Raw genomic sequence first — 17410 nt, forward strand, 5'->3', positions numbered from 1 at the left:
CCGCCCGTCAGCCCCGCGTGGTCGCCGGTCGCCGCAGGCGGCGCCGCCGACGCGGCGGGCGCCGACGGGCGCGACCGTTCGCGTGCCTCGGCGGCGGGCGACGCGTGCGTGGCGCCCGGCGTCGATGCGTGCCGTGCGCGTGGTGATGGGCGTCGCTTCGCGCGACCGCGCTATCCGACGGCCAGTGCGGCCGCCGAGCGCTGCGAAGCCTTCGGCCGCTGCTGCGTCGCGTTTTGAGCGGTGCGTACCGGTGCGCTGCGCGCCGGGCGCCGCCGTGCATCGAACGATTTTCCGCCCCGTGCACGGGGCATGAAGGAGACAGGATGAATGCTGCGCATCCGCGCGCATCGGCCACCGGCGACGAAGTGGCCGGCGTGCGCATTCCGCGCACGCCCGTGACGGTCGAGGCCGCCGACGCGGCCCGCGCGTCGTTGCCCGCCGCGCTCGCCGATCATGCGGCGCGCGTGTTCGTGTTCGCTTCGCTCGCCGCGCGGCGTGCAGGCGACGCGTGCGACGCCGACGCACTGTACGTCGCCGCGATGTACGCAAACATGGGATTGAGCCCGGCGTACTGCCGTTCGACCGAACGCTACGAGCTCGACGGCGCGGATGCCGCACACGCGTTGCTGCTGCGGCATCGCCGCTCGCGGCGCATGCGCGACGACGTGTGGCACGCGGTCGCGCTGCATACGACGCCGGGCGTGGCCGCCCGTGCTTCGCCGCTTGCGCGCGCCCTCGCGTGCGCCGTGTCGACGGACCTGATGGCGACCGACTTCGACGCCTATACCGCCGATGAGCGCACGGCGCTGCTCGCGGCTTACCCGCGCGGCAGCGGTTTTCGCGAAGCGTATCTCGACATGGTCGCACGCGGCGTCGAGCATCGGCCGCAGTCGACCTTCGGCACCTGGAGCGCGGACGTGCTCGAACGCGCGGACCCCGACTTTCAGCGGCCGAATTTCTGCGGGCGCGTGCTGGGCGCGCGGTGGAACGATACGTGACGGCGCCGGTCCGGCGTGCGGCAGCCGGACGCACGGGCGGCCGCGCTGCGGCGCCGCGCCCGGCATGCGCGGGTCAGGCGGGCGATTGCGCCGCGTCGTGCCGCGCGTAGTCGACGTAGCCGGCGCGCTCGCCGCCGTACCAGCCGATGGTCTTCGGCTCCGCGAGCGATGCGCGGGCCGCGATGCGCTCGACGAGATCCGGATTCGCGATATATGCGCGGGCAAACGCGACGAGATCGGCGTCGCCCGCGTCGATCAGCGCGCTCGCCGCCTCCGGTGAAATGCCGCCGTTGACGATCAGTGTGCCGTGGAACGACCGGCGCGCGTGGTCGACGATGCGCGGCAGATCGGGTTCGCCGCTCCAGCCGTTGGTGTCGGCCGCGTGCAGATAGGCGACGCCCGCCGCGTCGAGCATCCGGCCGACGTACGCGAGCGTCGCGTCCGGATCGGCGTCGCGCACGTTGTTGTATTTCGCATACGGCGAGATGCGCACGCCGACGCGACTCAGCGGCATCACGCCGCCGACCGCGTCGACGATGTCCTCGAGAAAGCGCGCGCGGTTCGCGACCGATCCGCCGTAGCGATCGTCGCGGCGATTCAGCGTCGACGACAGGAACTGGTGCGGCAGGTAGCCGTTGGCGGCGTGGATTTCGACGCCGTCGAAGCCCGCGGCCATCGCGCGTGCCGCGGCCTGCCGGAATTCGTCGACGGTCGCGACGACTTCATCGGTCGTCATCGCGCGCGACGGCGTCGCATGAATCTTCGTGTAGTAACCGTTCTGCAGCTGCGCCCAGACCTGCAACTGTTCGAGGTCGTCGTTCACGCCGGACGGCGACAGCGGCGCGGCGCCGCCGAGCAGCGTCAGCGAGCTGACGCGCCCGCCGTGCCACAGCTGCGCGAAGATGCGCCCGCCATTCGCATGGACGGCATCGGTGACGGTTTTCCAGGCGGCGGCCTGCGCATCGTCGACCAGTCCCGGCGTCAGCTCGAATGCCGCGGAGGCCGGGCTGACGTTGGTGGCTTCGGTCACGATCAGGCCGGCCGACGCACGCTGCGCGTAGTACTCGGCCATCAGTTCGGTGGGCAGCCCGCGCGACGGCGCGCGCGAGCGCGTCATCGGCCCCATCACGACGCGGTTCGGCAGCGCAAGGCCGCGCAGATCATAAGCACTGAGCAGGGAAGACATGATGGACTCCTATGGTTCGACGGGGAGCGGGGCGGCGGCGCGCCCCGCGAACGGATCGATTCGGCGTACGACGGCGGTTCAGCCCGCTGCGTGGCGTTGCGCGTGCGGCCGCCCGACGAGCAGGTAGTGCGCGAGCGCGACGAGCGGGAACGCGCCGGCCACCGCGGCGACGAGCGGCCAGCCGCCATGCGCGTACAGCGGGCTCGCGAGCGCGGAGCCGACGGCGCCGCCGACGAAGATGCTCGTCATGTACAGCGCATTCAGCCGGTTGCGGCTCGCCGCGTGCAGTGCGTAGATTTCGCGCTGGCCGAGCACCATGTTCATCTGCACCGCGAAGTCGAGCACGATGCCGGTGACGACGAGCCCGTACAGGCCGGTGCCGTGCACGAACCCGACCGCATACGCGAGCGCGCCGGCGACGAGCGCGATCAGCGTCGCGCGCACGGTATGGCCGGCATCCGCCAGACGCCCGGCCACTGGCGCCGAGGTCGCGCCGATCGCGCCGACCAGCGCGAACAGGCCGATCGCCGATTGCGACAACCCGTAGTGACGGGTCAGCTCGACGGGCACGGCGGTCCAGAACAGGCTGAACGACGCGAACATCAGGCCCTGGTAGAACGCGCGGTGGCGCAATACCGGCATCGTACGAACGAGGTGCAGCAGCGAGCCGATCAGTTCGAAATAGGTCGCGCGATGATCGGGCTGGCGCGATGGAATCGTCAGCGCGAGCACGGCCGTGACCAGCGTCATCAGCACGGCCGCCGCCGCGAACACGAAGCGCCAGCCGAACGCGTCGGCCACGACGCTCGACAGCGGCCGCGCCAGCAGGATGCCGAGCAGCAGCCCGCTCATGATCGTACCGACGACGCGGCCGCGCGAATGGTCCGGCGCGAGGTGCGCGGCGAGCGGCACGAGGATCTGCACGGCCACCGAGCTGAACCCGATCAGCAGCGAAATCGCGAGAAAGAGCCCAGGCGTGCGCACGAGCGCCGCCGCCGCGAGGCTCGCGATCGACACGACGGCCGTCACGATCATCAGCTTGCGGTTTTCGAGCAGGTCGCCGAGCGGCACGATGAAGAACAGGCCGAGCGCGTAGCCGATCTGCGTCAGCGACACGATCAGGCTCGCCGTGTTGCCGGACATGTGCAGGCCCGGCGCGATGAGCTCGGTGATCGGCTGCGCGTAGTACAGGTTCGCGACGATGGCGCCGCAGCTGAAGGCGAACAGCAGGATCAGCCCCTGCGTGAGCTTGACGCCGTGCGCGGGCGGCGCGAGCAGTGTTGAATCCGTTGACATGGTCGACTCCTGGAAAAGGGAAAGGCCGGGCACCGAAGCGTCGCGCCGGCATGGAAGTCGCCTGGCCGCGATACGATGCACCGCATTGCCGTCGATACTAGTGATCAATCGCTCCAGCCGGAATCGGGACGCCGTGCAATCGAGCGTTGCGTGGCACGCAAAGGTGCCGCGCCGCGCGGGTTCAGCCGCGTTTGCCCTGCAGCGTCGGAATCTGCTCGAACAGGCCCGCGAGCCAGTCGACGAACACCTTCAGCTTGACCGGGATGTGGCGATTGGGCGGATACAGCACCGAGATCGGCCGGGCCGGCGCGTTGAAATCGGTCAGCACCTCGCGCAGCCGGCCCGATTTCAGGTACGGCTCGACGAGATACAGCGACGTCTTGATCAGGCCGATGCCGGCGACGCCGCACTCGATGTAGTTGTCCGCGTCGTTGACGGCCACCGTGCCGCACATCTGCACGATGCGCGGCTCGCCGTCGACGACGTAATCCCACGGGCGAGGCCGCCCGGTGTCGGCCGAGATGTGACTGACCGCGACGTGCTGTGCGAGATCGTCGACGGTCTGCGGCTCGCCGCACCGCGCGAAATAGGCGGGCGAGCCGCACGTACAGGTGGTCAGGCTGCCGATCCGCTTCGCGATCATGCCCGAATCGTCGAGCGCGCCGATGCGCACCACGCAGTCGACCCCTTCGCCGACGAGGTCGATCTGCCGGTCGGTTACGCCAAGTTCGAGCATGATGTCCGGATGGGCGTCGAGAAACGCCGGCAGCGCGGGCACCACGACCTGCTTGGCCATCGCGGGCGGCAGGTTCACCTTCAGCCGGCCGCGCGGCACGTTGCGGGCCTGCGAGACCGACGCCTCCATGTCGTCGATCTCGCGCAGCACCGCGACGGAACGTTCGTAGTAGGCCTGACCGTCCTCGGTCAGCGAGATGCGCCGCGTGGTGCGGTTCAGCAGCCGGCAGCCGAGATGCTGCTCGAGTGCGCTCAGCAGCGCCGACACGCGCGGCGTGGTGAGGCCGGTCGTGTCGGAGGCGCGCGTGAAGCTGCCGGTTTCGACGATGCGCGTGAACACGCGCATCGAAAGCAAGGTATCCATCGTCGGAGGTTCTCCAGCCGGTCGGCATGCGGCGCCGGTGCGTGCCGGCGCCGTCTTGTCTCGTGTCGGATATAGGGTGTCGCGCAGCGGCGTGACCGACCCGCTAGGCGTCGATGCGCTTTCTCAATGCGTCGCCGGCGAACGGCATTTCGCGCATGCGCTGCCCGGTCGCGTCGAAGATCGCGTTGGCCAGCGCGCCGGCGGTCGGCCCCATCGACGCCTCGGCCGCGCCCAGAAACGGCGCGCCGGGACGATTGACCAGATGGACCTTCACGTTCCGCGGTACGGCCGAGAAGCGCAGGATCGGGTAGCTGCTCCAGTCGAAGCTGCGAATCCGTTCCGTGTCGTACTTCAGCGCCTCGTACAGCGTCCAGCTCGCGGCCTGTACGATGCCGCCCTCGATCTGGTTGCGGATGCCGTCCGGCGACACGATCTGGCCCGCGTCGACGGCGGCTTCCGCGTGTTCGAGCGTCACCTGGCCGGTTTCCGGCACGACCGATACCTCGACCGCGATCGCGACGTAGGCCATCAGGTTCTTGTACTTGCCGAACGCGAAGCCGACGCCGCGGTTGCGCGCGCGCGGCGGCCGCGGCCAGCCGAAGTGCTTCGCGGCGAGCTGGATCACCTGCCGCGCGCGATGGTCTTCCATGTGACGCAGCCGGAATTCGACCGGATCGACGCCGGCCGCGCGCGCGAGCTCGTCCATGAAGCTCTCGATCGCCCAGACGTTGGTGTGCGCGCCGAGCGAGCGCATCGCGGACGTCTGCAGCGGCATCGTCGGCGAGAAGTTGTTGACGATGTGCTGGTTCGGCAGCGTATACAGCGGAATCGCGTTACGGTCGCCGCCGCCCTCCGGCTGCAGCATCGGCGTCGACGGCGCGGGCACGAACGGCGGCTCCAGCATGCGCGCGGGCAGCAGCCGGCCGGCGTTGACGATCCGCTCGTTGTGCGAACTGCTCCACAACGCATAGTTCCAGTCGACGATGCGGCCGCTCGCGTCGAGCGACGCGCTGACCTCGGTCACCATCGCGGGCGTGAAGTGATCCCACGTGTGTTCCTGTTCGCGCATCCATTGCACGCGAATCGGCTTGCCCGGCATCGCGGCGGCGATCAGCGCGGCATGCGCGGCCGCGTCGTCCGCCGCGTTGTGGCCATAGCAGCCGGAGCCCTCGGTGTGAATGCAGCGCACGCTCGCCTTCGGCATCGACAGCATCTCCGCGAGCGCGTCGCGCAGCGGGTAGACGCCCTGCGAGTGGGTCCACACCGTCATCATCCCGTTCTCGAGATGCGCGACCGAACACGACGGCCCGATCGACCCGTGCAGCAGGTAGTTCTTCAGGAACGTCGCGTTCAGCGTCTTCACGGCCGGCGCGGTGGCCGCGTGCGTGTTCGCGATCTCGATGCGCTGCGTCGAGATCCGTTTCAGATCCGCGTGCACGGTGCCGCGCTCGGGCAGCTTGCGGCCCGGCGACCAGCGGCAGCCGGCGGCGAGCGCGCGCTGCGCGACCACCGCCTGCCACTCGCCCTGCGCGACCACCGCGAGCATGCTGCCGTTGCGCACGATCCGCACGACGCCGGGCAGCTTCAGGATCGCGGCTTCGTCGAACGACAGCAGCGTCGCGTCGTATACCGGCGGCATCACGACGCGTGCATGCAGCATGCCGGGCAGCTGCATGTCCTGTACATAGCTGACGCCGCCCGTGACCTTGTTCGGGATGTCGACGCGCGGCAGCGACGTGCCGATCACGGCAAACGTCGCCGGGTTCTTCAGCGGCGACGTGGGCGCCGCATTGCGGTGCAGGTCGACCGTGCGGATCGCGTCGCCGTAGGTCATCGTGCGGCCGTCGGGCGCCTTGATCACCGCGTCGGCGGTCGTCAGCACGCGCGGATCGACGCCGAAGCGTTTCGCCGCGCCTTCCACCAGCAGCGCGCGCACCTGCGCGGTCGCGTTCAGCAGCGCGGAGCCGCTGTCGGCCATCGTGTGGCTGCCGGCGGTCAATCCTTCGTCCGGCGACGCGCCGGTGTCGGCGGTCAGGAACGTGATCAGCGACGGCTTCATGTCGAGTTCCTCGGCGGCCACCTGCAGCAGCGCGGTGCGCACGCCGGTGCCGAGCTCGACCTTGCCGGTAAACACGGTGACCTTGCCGTCGGGTGTGATCTTGACCCACGCGTCGAGCAGCGGATTGGTCTTCAGGCTGCCGGCGAGCGCCTGCGTGGCTTTCGCCACGTGCACGGCCGCGCCTTCGTCGGCGATCACCAGCTGCGCGGCCGCGCGCGACGCGGGCGCGAGACTGAACGCGACGAACAGCGCGCCGGAGACGATGAAATGCCGGCGGCCTTCGTCGATGTCGTCGTGGGAATTCATCAGAGCCCCTTGCTGATCGTGACGGGAGCGGAAGCCGGTTCGGGGGGCGGCAGCCCCGCGACCGAGCGCACCGCCGCGAGAATCCGCATGTGCGTGCCGCAGCGGCACAGGTTCGGTTCCATGTGCGTGCGCAGTTCCTGTTCGGTCGGCTTCGGGTTGCGTTCGAGCAGCGCCTGCGCGCGCATGATCATCCCGGCGATGCAGTAGCCGCACTGCGCGGCCTGATGCTCGATGAACGCGCGCTGCAGCGGGCCCGGATGCTCGGCGGTGCCGAGGCTTTCGATGGTGCGCACGCTGCGCGCGCCGACCGCGGCCACCGGCATCAGGCACGAGAAGGTCGGCTTGCCGTCGACGATCACGGTGCAGGCGCCGCATTGTCCGAGGCCGCAGCCGAATTTCGCGCCGTGCAGGTACAGGTCGTTGCGCAGCGCGTACAGCAGCGGCGTGGACGGATCGATGTCCAGCGTGTGCCGCACGCCGTTGACGGTGAGGGTAATCATCGTACGGTGTCCTCTTTTCTGAGCTTCGCGGCCATCGCGTCGACGGCGGACCACGCGGGACGGTCGGTATAGGTCTCGCGCACGTACGCGGCGAGATCGGCGATCTGCGCGTCGTCGTACTGGTCGATGAACGACGGCATGTAGTTGAGCGTGTCCTCGCCGTGCCAGCCGATGCCGTTGAACATCATTTGGATCGCGTTGCGCGGCGTATCGGCGTTGACCGCCGTGCTGAACGAAAGCGTCGGCCGCTCGCCGATCGACTGCATCGGCGCGGCCGGCCCGTGGCACTGCGCGCACGACGCCTGGAACAGCGTCGCGCCCCGTTGCGCGGCCGGCGTCGTCGCGGCGCGTTCGACCGCGTTCGCGGCGGCGGCCGCACGCGCATGCGCCGGCTTCTGGATCGACAGGATGTAAGTGGCGATCGCCTCGACGTCCTCCACCGGCACCGTCGCGAGGTCGCGCGTGACCGGCAGCATCGGCCCGGCCGCCGCGCCGTGCTCGCGCGCGCGGCCGGTGCGCAGGTAGGTGACGAGCTGCGCCTGCGTCCACGGCCGCGCGGCCTGGCCGAGCGCATTGAGCGGTGGTGCTTCCCAGCCGTCGACGATGCCGCCGTCGAACGCGCGGCCGCGCTGCTCGCCGCCGATCGCGTTTAGCGGCGAATGGCACGACGCGCAGTGGCCGAGCCCGTCGACGAGCATCCTGCCGCGGTTCCATTGCGCGGACTGCGCCGGGTCCGGCTGATACGCGCCTTCGCGCAGGAACAGCACGTTCCAGAATGCGACCAGCGGCCGGAAGTTCAGCGGAAAGACCAGGTCGTTGGCGGGCGCCGTCGCGTGTACCGGCTCACGCGTCATCAGGTACGCGTACGCGGCGGCGATGTCGTCGTCCGACATCCGCGTGAAATGAATGTACGGAAACGCCGGGTAAAGCGGCTGCCCGTTGCGTCCGATGCCGGTGCGCAGCGCCCGGGCGAACGCGTCGCGCGACCAGCGGCCGATCCCCGTTTCGGCGTCCGGCGTGATGTTGGTCGCATAGATCGTGCCGAATGGCGTCGCGAGCGGCAGCCCGCCCGCGAACGGCTTGCCGTCCTTCGCGGTGTGGCACACGATGCAGTCGCCGAGCGCGACGACGCGCGCGCCGGCGCGCACCAGCTGCGGATCGAACGAGGCGGGGGCGGGCGGATCGATCGGCGCGATCGACGGCCGCACCATGACGCCGATCGCGATCGCGACACCGACGATCGCGATGCCGGCCGCGCCGAACCAGAGTCGTTTGTGCTTCATGCGCGCTCCATGCGGCGCGGTGCGCCGCAAGTCATGCGAGGCGCGGCGACACCGGGCGATGCGGGTCGGCCGTGCGTGGTCGTCCGATGCGGCCGCGAGCGTGTTGCCGAGCGGCGGTGATTGGCGGCGGGGATCAAGTTGTCACTCCAGCAGTCGATAACGGGCGCATGCGCTGTCGTACGCGGCAGCGCATGAAGGCAGTCTACGCAGAGGCCGCTTCCATTGCCTGAAGCGGCGCTGAAACGTTCTGAACGGTGTCCGGCCCCGGATCGGCCGGGGTTCGGCGCCGGCGCCGGATGACGGGCAGGCCATGTCACGGCGGCCTCCCACGTCGCGTTACGACGGAACCTCGCCCGCGACGACTTCGTCCGCGTAGCACCAGATCCAGCGTTCGCCGGGCTCGATCGAGCGGACGAGCCGGTGGCCGGTGTCACGGAAATGCCGGCTCGCGTGGCGATTCGGCGACGAGTCGCAGCAGCCGACGTGCCCGCAGATCAGGCACATCCGCAAATGCACCCAGCGGCTGCCCGATCTGATGCATTCGTCGCAGTAGTCCTTGTTGGTGTCGAACACGCGTGCTTCGTCGAGATGCGTACAGGCGTTGGCCATCTTGCGCTCCGATGCCGGCGCGGGAGCGACGCTTGCGGCGGGCCGGCGCGAGGCCGCAAGCGGGACGGATACGCGACATTGTGCGGCGCCGCGGCGCACCCGGACCTTAATTGTCATGAAGCGGCCCGCGCGGTGCGTGCCGGCGGCGTACAGTCGCGAATGCGTCCGGCCGCGGCCCGGCCGGGCCGCATCCGACATCGACATCATCGGGAGGCGCTCATGGATCAACCGCAACACGTGCGGATCGTCGGCTTGCCGCGCAGCAGGGACGCGTATGCGATCCGCGATTTCCTGCAGCGGCGCATGATCGCGTACGACTGGTGCGAGCTGACATCCGACGCCGACTGCGCGCAAGTGCTCGGCATCGCGCCGCTGCGCGACATCCGGCTGCCGGTCGTGATCTTTCCGGACGGCTCGCGCCTGTACCAGCCGACCCTGGCCGAGATCGCCGCGCGGCTCGGCTGGGTCGCGCGCCCGCGTTTCGTCGAATACGACGTATCGATCTACGGCGCGGGGCCGGCCGGGCTGTCCGCGGCGGTCTACGCGGCGTCCGAGGGGCTGCGTGCGGTCGTGATCGAGCGCGGCGCGATCGGCGGGCAGGCCGGCACGAGTTCGCTGATCGAGAACTACATGGGCTTCCCCGACGGCATTCCGGGCGCGGAGCTCGCGGAGCGCGCCCGCGAGCAGGCGGTGAAGTTCGGCGTCGAGCTGCTGACGATGCGCGAGGGCGTGCATGCGACATTCGTCGACGGCAAGATTCGCGTCGAGCTCGCCGACGGGTCGATTCTGGTCGCACGCGCGAACATCTGCGCGACCGGCATCGAATATCGCAGCCTCGGGCTGCCGGAGGAACCGGCGTTTCTCAATGCGGGGCTGTTCTACGGCGCCGGGTCGAGCGAAGCGCCGATGTGCGCGGGCGAGCAGGTGTTCATCGTCGGCGGCGGCAATTCGGCCGGCCAGGCCGCGATGAATTTCTCGCGGCATGCGCGCCAGGTGACGATGCTCGTGCGCGGCGCGTCGCTCGCCGACACGCTGTCGCGCTACCTGATCGACCGGATCGAACGCACGCCGAACATCGAGGTCCGCTACCGGTCGAGCGTCGCCGCGCTGCACGGCGACGGCTGGCTCGACGCGATCGAGCTTCGCTCGGCGGACGGCACGCGCGAACGGTTGCCGGCCACGCGCCTGTTCGTGTGCATCGGCGGCGCACCGAATACCGACTGGGCGAAGGACACCGACATCATTCGCAATCCGGACGGCTATCTGGTGACCGGCGGCGATCTGTACGATTGTCCGGCGTTCGAGCGCGTGTGGCCGCTCGAGCGTCGGCCGTACCATCTGGAAACCAGCGTGCCGGGATCGTTCGCGGCAGGCGACGTGCGATCGGGATCGGTCAAGCGCGTCGCGTCGGCGGTCGGCGAAGGCGCGATGGCCGTGACCTTCGTGCACCGGTTTCTCGGCGAGGATGCGCATCGCCTCGCGCTTGCCTGACGCGCTCGCGGGCCGTTCGATGCCGTCATCGCGCGTCGGCTTGCGTCGCGTCATGCAGCCCGCCCCGGCCGGCGCGCGCCGACGGTGTCCACCCGCCGCCCAGCGCACGCACGAGGCTCACCGTCGCGACGGCCAGCGCCTGCCGGCTGTGAATCAGCTGGCGCCGCGCATTCAGTGCGTCGCGATCGGCGTCGATGACTTCCAGGTAGCTGACGTAACCGTGCGCGTAGCGGCTCAGCGATAGCCGCGCCGCCGCGTCCGTCGCGCGCGCCGCGCTGTCGTAGCGCACGATCCGCTCCTTTTGCGCGGCGATGTCGTTGAGCGCATCCTGCACGTCGCGCAACGCACCGATCGCGGTCGCGCGATAGTTGGCGTCGGCGACGTTCGTGCCGGCTCGCGCGGCGGCCACCGCGGCATCGCGCTTGCCGCCGTCGAACAGCGTCAGCGCGACGTTCGCGCCGAGACTCCACAGCGAGCTGTTGCGGTCGAGAAACGAGCGCAGGTCGCGGGTGGCGAAACCGCCGTCGGCGGTCAGCGTCAGCGTCGGCAGCCACGCGGTGCGCGCGATCCCCAGTTCGAGCGATGCCGCATCGGCGCGCCGCGCCGCCGCGAATACGTCCGGGCGTTGGGCGAGCAGCGCGGACGGCAGCCCGGCCGGCACCTCCGGCACCTGCACGGGCACGGCGCCCGCGTCGACGTCGAACGCGGTCGGCGACACGCCGGTCAGCACTGCAATGGCGTCGACGAGGTTCTCGCGCAGCCGGCGGCTTTCCGCGAGATCGGCATGCGCGGTATCGAGATCGGCCGCTGCGCGCAGCCCGTCGAGATCGCTCGCCGCGCCGGCCCGCACGCGGGCGGCGATCACGTCGAGCGCGGTGCGCCGCAGCCCGATCGCGCGCGTGAGCGTCACGAGATCGTCGTCGACGTAGCGCAGCGTCAGATAGTCGACGGCCACTTCGGTCGCCACCCGCAGACGCACCGCATCGCGGTCGGCCGCCGTCTGCAGCAGGTTCTGTTCGCTGACGTCGGCATCGCCCCGCAAGCGGCCCCATAGATCGACTTCATAACTCGCGGCGACGGGAACCGACCAGTTGTGCATCGTGCGCTTCGGCAGCGCGTTGTCGACCGTGCCGGACACTCGCGTGCGGCTGAACGACGGGTCGACGCGCACGGTCGGCGCCAGCGCGGCCTCGCGCACACCGAGCAGCGCCTGCGCCTGGTCGACGCGCGCGGCCGCCGCGCGGATGTCGGGGTTGTGCGCGAGCGCGGCGTCGACGAGGCGGCCGAGCTGCGGGTCGCCGAACCACACGGGCCACGCGGCGAGCGACGGCGCGCGCGCATCGGTCGCCGGATCGGCATGGCGGAACCCGTCGTGTCCGACCGGGACGGGCGCGAGCGGCTGCGGTGCGATCGAGCACGCGGCCAGCAGGCTCGCGGCGAGCAGGGCGAAGACGCGCGTCATCGCGATTCGCTGCCGGGTTGCAGCGTGACGACGACCGACAGCCCGGGCCGGATGCGCGGCTCCGTCGCGGCCGGGCCGTCGAGCAGGATCTTCACGGGGACGCGCTGCGTGACCTTCGTGAAATTGCCGGTCGCGTTGTCGGGCGGCAGCAGCGCGAACTGCGCGCCGGTCGCGGGCGACAGGCTGTCGATGCGGCCGGTGAACGCGCGCTGCGGCAGCGCATCGAAGCGCAGTTGCACGGCGTCGCCGGCACGCACGTGCCGTAGCTGCGTCTCGCGGAAATTGGCGATGATCCACGGATGCGGCTCGACCAGCGTGAGCAGCGCCTGGCCGGGCGCGACATGCTCGCCGGTCTCGACGGTCTTCTTGCCGACGTAGCCGTCCGACGGCGCGACGACCGCCGTGTAGCCGAGTTGCAGCAGCGCGTCGCGCAACTCGGCGTCGTTCTGGCTCGACGCGGCAGCGGCGGCCTGAGCGGCGGCGAGCGCGCTGCGCCGCCGCGCATCGGCCGCCCAGACGCGCGCGCGGGCGGACTTGCGTGCGGCATCGGCCGCATCGAATTCCTGCTTCGACAGGCCGCGCGGCGTCTCGCGGGTCAGTTCGCGTGCACGGGCGTAATCGAGCTCGGCCTTTTCGGCATCGGCGTGCGCCGACACGAGCGCCGCGTCCGCCTGCTCGATCAGCGCGCGTGCGCGGCTCGCATCGGCATGTGCCTGGGCGACGCGGGCGCGTTGCGCCGCGACGCGCACGTCGAAGTCGCGCCGGTCGATCTGCACGAGCGCGTCGCCCGCATGCACGAACTGGTTGTCGTCGACGAGCACACGCTCGACCGTGCCGGTGACGCGCGGCGAGATCACGTGCAGATGGCCGGTCACGTACGCGTCGTCGGTGCCGCGATCGCGTGCGTCGAACTCGTACACGAGCAATGCGACGAGCAGCAGCGCGATCACGGCGATCGCGACGACGGCCAATCGCCGGGAACGCGCGGGCGCAGCGGGCGACGGTGCGGGAGAGGGTGGGGTCATGATCGGCAAACTCCGTCGTACGGGCAGGATTCGACGCACCGCGTTATGCTTGCGCCAGCTTGACAGGCGGGAGCCGCTCGACGATGAACACGACGTTCGCCACCGGCAGTGCCGCGCCGGCGCCGGCCGCAGGCCCGGCCTCCGACATTCCGACGTTTCGGTCGATCGCCGCGATCGCGGCCGTGCTGCTCGGCGCGATCATCGCGACGCTGACGTCGCGCATCACGTCGCTCGGGCTGGCCGACGTGCGCGGCGCGCTGGGCATCGGCTTCGACGAAGGTGCGTGGATCAACACCGCGTTTACCGCGTCGCAGATGTTCGTCGGGCCGCTCGCGATCGCGGCGGCCTTCATGTTCGGCACGCGCCGCGTGCTGGTCGCGGGCGCCGTGGTGTTTCTCGGCGCGGAAAGCGTGCTGCCGCTGTGCACGCAATTCGGCGCGTTCATCGTGTGCCAGGCGATCGCGGGGCTCGCGTCCGGCGTGTTCGTGCCGCTGACGGTCGGCTTCGTCGTGCGCACGCTGCCGCCGCGGCTGATTCCGTTCGGCATCGCCGCGTATGCGATGAATCTCGAGATGTCGCTGAACCTGTCGGCCACGCTCGAAGGCTGGTACAGCGAACATCTGAGCTGGCGCTGGCTGTTCTGGCAGAACGCGGCGTTGACCGTGCCGTTCATCGCGTGCCTGATGCTGTCGCTCGCCGACGAGCCGATCAAGCGCTTCGCGTCCGGCATCGATGCGCGCGGGATGCTGCTCGGCGCGGGCGGCTTCGCGTGCCTGTGCATCGCGCTCGACCAGGGCGAGCGGCTGTTCTGGTTGCAGTCGCCGCTGATCGTCGCGCTGCTGGCCGCCGGCATCCTGATGATCGCCGCGTTCCTGATCCACGAACTCGCGTCGCCGCGCGCGGGCATTGACCTCGGGTACCTCGCGCGGCCCAACATCGCGCTGCTGATCGTGCTCGTCGGGCTCGTGCGCTTCACCGTGCTCAACACGAGCTTCATCCCGTCGCTGTTCCTCGCCAGCACGTACGGCCTGCGGCCGTTGCAGATCGGCGACACGCTGCGCTGGATCGCGATCCCGCAACTGCTGTTCGCGCCGTGCGTCGCGCTGTTGCTGCAGCGGGTCGATCCGCGCCGGCTGATCGTCGCCGGCTTCGCGATGGTGGCGATCGCGTTCGCGCTCGGGTCGCGGCTCACGCCGGTGTGGGCCGAGCCCGACTTCATCCCGTCGCAGTTGCTGCAGGCACTCGGTCAGACGATGGCGCTCACGTCGGTCATCTTCTTCTTCGGCAAGCACGTGACGGCCGAGCATGCGTTGACGTTCGGCGCGGTCGTGCAGGCGACGCGCCTGCTCAGCGGGCAGCTCGGCACGACGTCGATCGCGGTGATTCAGCGGATCAGGGAGGCTACCCATTCGAATCTCGTCGGTCTGCATGTGTCGCTGTCGGATCCCGAAACGCTCGAACGGCTGCGAGCCGGCGCGGGGTCGCTGGTCGCGCATGGCGCCACGTTCGCGACCGGCAACCAGGCGGCCTATGCGCTCGTCGATCGCGCGGTGCGCGTGCAGGCCACGACGCTCGCGCTGGCCGACAACTTCCGGGTGGCGATGGCGTTCGCGCTCGCCGGCGCGCTGCTCGGCATCCTGTTGCGCCCGGTGCGGGCGCCGTAAGTGTGGCACCGGACGGTCTGAAATTTCCTGAAAAGTCCTGAACGGCGCGTCCGTCGCGGCGGCATGCGCGCCGCCGCGACGGACCGCGCGCTTACGCCTGCAGGAACGCAAGCAACTCGGCGTTGATGCGATCGGCGTTCACGACGCACATGCCGTGCGAGCCGCCTTCGATCACCTTCAGCACCGCGTGCTTCACGAGCTTCGACGACAGCCGGGCCGAATCGTCGATCGGCACGATCTGGTCGTCGTCGCCGTGCAGCACGAGCGTCGGCACGTCGATCTTCTTGAGGTCGTCGGTGTAGTCGATTTCCGAGAACTCCTTCACGCACAGGTACTGGCCATGGATGCCGCCCATCATGCCCTGCGACCAGAATGCGTCGATCGTGCCCTGCGACACCTTCGCGTTCGGCCGGTTGAAGCCGAAGAACGGCACGGCCAGATCCTTGTAGAACTGCGAGCGGTTCTCCGCGACGTTCTTGCGGATGCCGTCGAACACTTCCATCGGCAAGCCGCCCGGATTGGTCGGCGACTTGACCATCTGCGGCGGCACCGCGCCGATCAGCACCGCCTTCGACACGCGTTTCGTGCCATGGCGGCCGATGTAGCGCGCGACTTCGCCGCCGCCGGTGGAGTGGCCGACGAGCGCGGCTTCGCGCACGTCGAGCGCGTCGAGCAGCGCGGCGAGATCGTCCGCGTACGTGTTCATGTCGTTGCCGCGCGACGGCTGGCTCGAACGGCCGTGGCCGCGGCGGTCGTGCGCGATCACGCGATAGCCGTGCTGCACGAGGAACAGCATCTGCGCGTCCCACGCGTCCGCGCACAGCGGCCAGCCGTGCGAGAACACGACCGGGCGGCCGCTGCCCCAATCCTTGAAGTAGATCTGCGTGCCGTCCTGAGTGGTGATCGTGTTCATCGTGTGCGCTCCTGAGTGGGCTGAAGAAGGGCTGCGCGAAGGCGCGCCGGCCGCGGCCGCCATCGCGGGCAGCGCGACTGCGGCAACGGCCGTGGCACCGGCAAGCAGCATGTCGCGGCGGCGGGCCGACGAAACGGCGTCGGTCTGTTCGGGATGCATGTGGACTCCTGAGGTATGCGGCGGCGAGGCCGCACGGGATGGTGGATCGGTGGCGGCTGGCCGTGGCCATCCCGCCCGGCAGCCGGCCGGCGTGCGCCGTCGCGCGTCGATGGTGGCGCGCGGACGAACGAATGCCGTCGGGAGCGTAATCCGGCGTGGTGCGCGCCGTACTGAAATCCGGCTGAATTCTCTTGAACGCCGCGGCGCCCCCAACGGATTTGCCGCACTGCAGAAAAATTAAGCCCGCGACCGGGACTCTTCAGCGCACGGCGGCTATCGTCAGCATCGGGTCGTCGGCACACGTCGCGCGCCACGCGAACGGGGCCGACGACCCGCGCCGCCCGTCACCTGCCTGAATAAGCCGCCATGGACGCCTTCAATCGCTGGGAGCACATGATCACGTCGCTCGGACCGCTACCTGCCACGGGGAGCCGGATGCCGCCGCTGCCGCGTACGCGAGAGACGGACGGCTCGCGTCGCCCGCATCGGAACGATGCGCCGGTGCCGTCGAGCGGCGACGTGCGCCGCCGCAGCGCGATCGTCGCCGTCGAGCGGCAGACCGATTCGTCGATGCTGGTGTCGTGGAGCGATCCGACGCGTTGCCGCTACGACGAACAACGCTGGATCAGCGCGAAGGCGCGCAGGCTGGCGCGCTGCGCGCTCACCGGGCAACCGATCCGGGTCGGCGACGCGATCTACAAACCCCAGTGGCGCGGCGAGAAACGCCCCGCGAACTGCCGCGAGATGGTGCTCGCGACGGCGCTCGAGCAGTTCGTTACCCGGCAGTCCCGGGCATGACGCGCCGCGCCGCACGCTTCGGCCGCGTCCATGGGCGCGGCTTCCCTACTCGAAAGGAACCTTCATGAGCACGTTCGCCACCCGCGACGGCGTGTCGATCCACTACAAGGACTGGGGCAGCGGCCGCCCGGTCGTGTTCATTCATGGCTGGCCGCTGAATGCCGACATGTGGGACGTGCAGATGCATCATCTGGCGTCGCACGGCCTGCGCGGCATCGCGTACGACCGACGCGGCGACCGCGAAACTCGTTCCGAATTCGACGCTGAGCGTCTATGAAGGCGGCCCGCATGCGCTGTGACGTACGCGACCAGGCTGAACGACGAATTGCTGGCGTTCGCGCAGGGCTGAGCTTCGCGATGCCGGTTCCGCGCGGCGAATCGCGCCGGAAGCGAGCCAGAAGCGCATGCCAATACGTCGACGGATATTCGGCCGGCGCAATAGAGCAACCCGAAAATAAACCGGCCGTTCGAATCGAAAAGAAAATGCGCCGCATATCTCCGTCCGGCAAACATTTCGTCTGATATATCGGAATCGCATTCATGGACGCATGCACCATTTGCA

14 protein-coding genes and 2 pseudogenes are annotated in these 17410 nt (G+C 69.9%); 6 read left to right on the plus strand and 10 right to left on the minus strand.

Translation table 11 applies throughout. The features are described from left to right. Nucleotides 1–237: pseudogene (locus MMB92_RS18520) on the plus strand (amidohydrolase); the annotation flags it as partial. Between the two features lie 86 nt (nucleotides 238–323). Next, nucleotides 324–998, plus strand: coding sequence for a hypothetical protein (locus tag MMB92_RS18525; RefSeq protein WP_058903721.1), 675 nt, complete (start codon nucleotides 324–326; stop codon nucleotides 996–998). Between the two features lie 73 nt (nucleotides 999–1071). On the opposite strand, the gene MMB92_RS18530 is transcribed toward MMB92_RS18525, so the two are convergent. The 7 genes from MMB92_RS18530 to MMB92_RS18560 form a co-directional block, all read right to left on the minus strand. Continuing rightward, entirely contained in the window at nucleotides 1072–2184 is a 1113-nt protein-coding gene (locus MMB92_RS18530) for an alkene reductase (protein WP_034203702.1), read from the minus strand. Between the two features lie 78 nt (nucleotides 2185–2262). Continuing rightward, nucleotides 2263–3480, minus strand: a complete 1218-nt coding sequence (locus MMB92_RS18535) for an MFS transporter (RefSeq protein WP_277562854.1) — start codon at nucleotides 3478–3480, stop codon at nucleotides 2263–2265. Nucleotides 3481–3661: 181 nt separating this feature from the next. Next, nucleotides 3662–4579 carry a LysR family transcriptional regulator gene (locus MMB92_RS18540; protein WP_006481367.1) on the minus strand — a complete coding sequence of 306 codons (918 nt, stop codon included), beginning with the start codon at nucleotides 4577–4579 and terminating at the stop codon, nucleotides 3662–3664. Between the two features lie 103 nt (nucleotides 4580–4682). After that, entirely contained in the window at nucleotides 4683–6944 is a 2262-nt protein-coding gene (locus tag MMB92_RS18545; protein ID WP_062885708.1) for a molybdopterin cofactor-binding domain-containing protein, read from the minus strand. Next, entirely contained in the window at nucleotides 6944–7444 is a 501-nt protein-coding gene (locus MMB92_RS18550) for a (2Fe-2S)-binding protein (RefSeq protein WP_277562855.1), read from the minus strand. The genes MMB92_RS18545 and MMB92_RS18550 overlap by 1 nt, the downstream gene beginning before the upstream one ends. Further along, a complete protein-coding gene (locus MMB92_RS18555; protein WP_277562856.1) occupies nucleotides 7441–8727 on the minus strand; it encodes a cytochrome c in 1287 nt (428 codons plus the stop codon). Before MMB92_RS18555 ends, MMB92_RS18550 begins: the two co-directional genes overlap by 4 nt. 336 nt (nucleotides 8728–9063) lie before the next feature. Beyond that, a complete protein-coding gene (locus tag MMB92_RS18560) occupies nucleotides 9064–9336 on the minus strand; it encodes a UBP-type zinc finger domain-containing protein (RefSeq protein ID WP_034204050.1) in 273 nt (90 codons plus the stop codon). Nucleotides 9337–9555: 219 nt separating this feature from the next. On the opposite strand from MMB92_RS18560, the gene MMB92_RS18565 reads away from it, so the two are divergent. Beyond that, nucleotides 9556–10827: an NAD(P)/FAD-dependent oxidoreductase gene (locus MMB92_RS18565; protein ID WP_034203698.1), complete on the plus strand. Its 1272-nt coding sequence runs from the start codon at nucleotides 9556–9558 to the stop codon at nucleotides 10825–10827. A 25-nt stretch (nucleotides 10828–10852) separates the two neighbouring features. Here MMB92_RS18565 and MMB92_RS18570 read toward each other — a convergent pair whose 3' ends face one another. Together MMB92_RS18570 and MMB92_RS18575 are read right to left on the minus strand one after the other, a co-directional pair. Beyond that, a complete protein-coding gene (locus tag MMB92_RS18570) occupies nucleotides 10853–12289 on the minus strand; it encodes an efflux transporter outer membrane subunit (protein WP_125333473.1) in 1437 nt (478 codons plus the stop codon). Continuing rightward, on the minus strand, nucleotides 12286–13314 hold the full coding sequence (locus tag MMB92_RS18575; protein WP_277562857.1) for an HlyD family secretion protein: 1029 nt from the start codon (nucleotides 13312–13314) through the stop codon (nucleotides 12286–12288). Before MMB92_RS18575 ends, MMB92_RS18570 begins: the two co-directional genes overlap by 4 nt. A gap of 83 nt (nucleotides 13315–13397) precedes the next feature. Here MMB92_RS18575 and MMB92_RS18580 point away from each other — a divergent pair, with 83 nt between their 5' ends. Continuing rightward, on the plus strand, nucleotides 13398–14978 hold the full coding sequence (locus tag MMB92_RS18580) for an MFS transporter (RefSeq protein ID WP_084752746.1): 1581 nt from the start codon (nucleotides 13398–13400) through the stop codon (nucleotides 14976–14978). 91 nt (nucleotides 14979–15069) lie between these two features. Here MMB92_RS18580 and MMB92_RS18585 read toward each other — a convergent pair whose 3' ends face one another. Next, nucleotides 15070–16050, minus strand: a complete 981-nt coding sequence (locus tag MMB92_RS18585) for an alpha/beta hydrolase (RefSeq protein ID WP_077057074.1) — start codon at nucleotides 16048–16050, stop codon at nucleotides 15070–15072. 366 nt (nucleotides 16051–16416) lie between these two features. On the opposite strand from MMB92_RS18585, the gene MMB92_RS18590 reads away from it, so the two are divergent. After that, a complete protein-coding gene (locus MMB92_RS18590; RefSeq protein ID WP_006498468.1) occupies nucleotides 16417–16848 on the plus strand; it encodes a DUF3331 domain-containing protein in 432 nt (143 codons plus the stop codon). Nucleotides 16849–16912: 64 nt separating this feature from the next. Further along, nucleotides 16913–17083, plus strand: a pseudogene (locus MMB92_RS18595) (alpha/beta hydrolase); the annotation flags it as partial. Nucleotides 17084–17410 lie beyond the last annotated feature (327 nt).

The sequence above is a fragment of the Burkholderia sp. IO2 genome (genome assembly GCF_029522185.1).
Classification (GTDB): domain Bacteria; phylum Pseudomonadota; class Gammaproteobacteria; order Burkholderiales; family Burkholderiaceae; genus Burkholderia; species Burkholderia cenocepacia.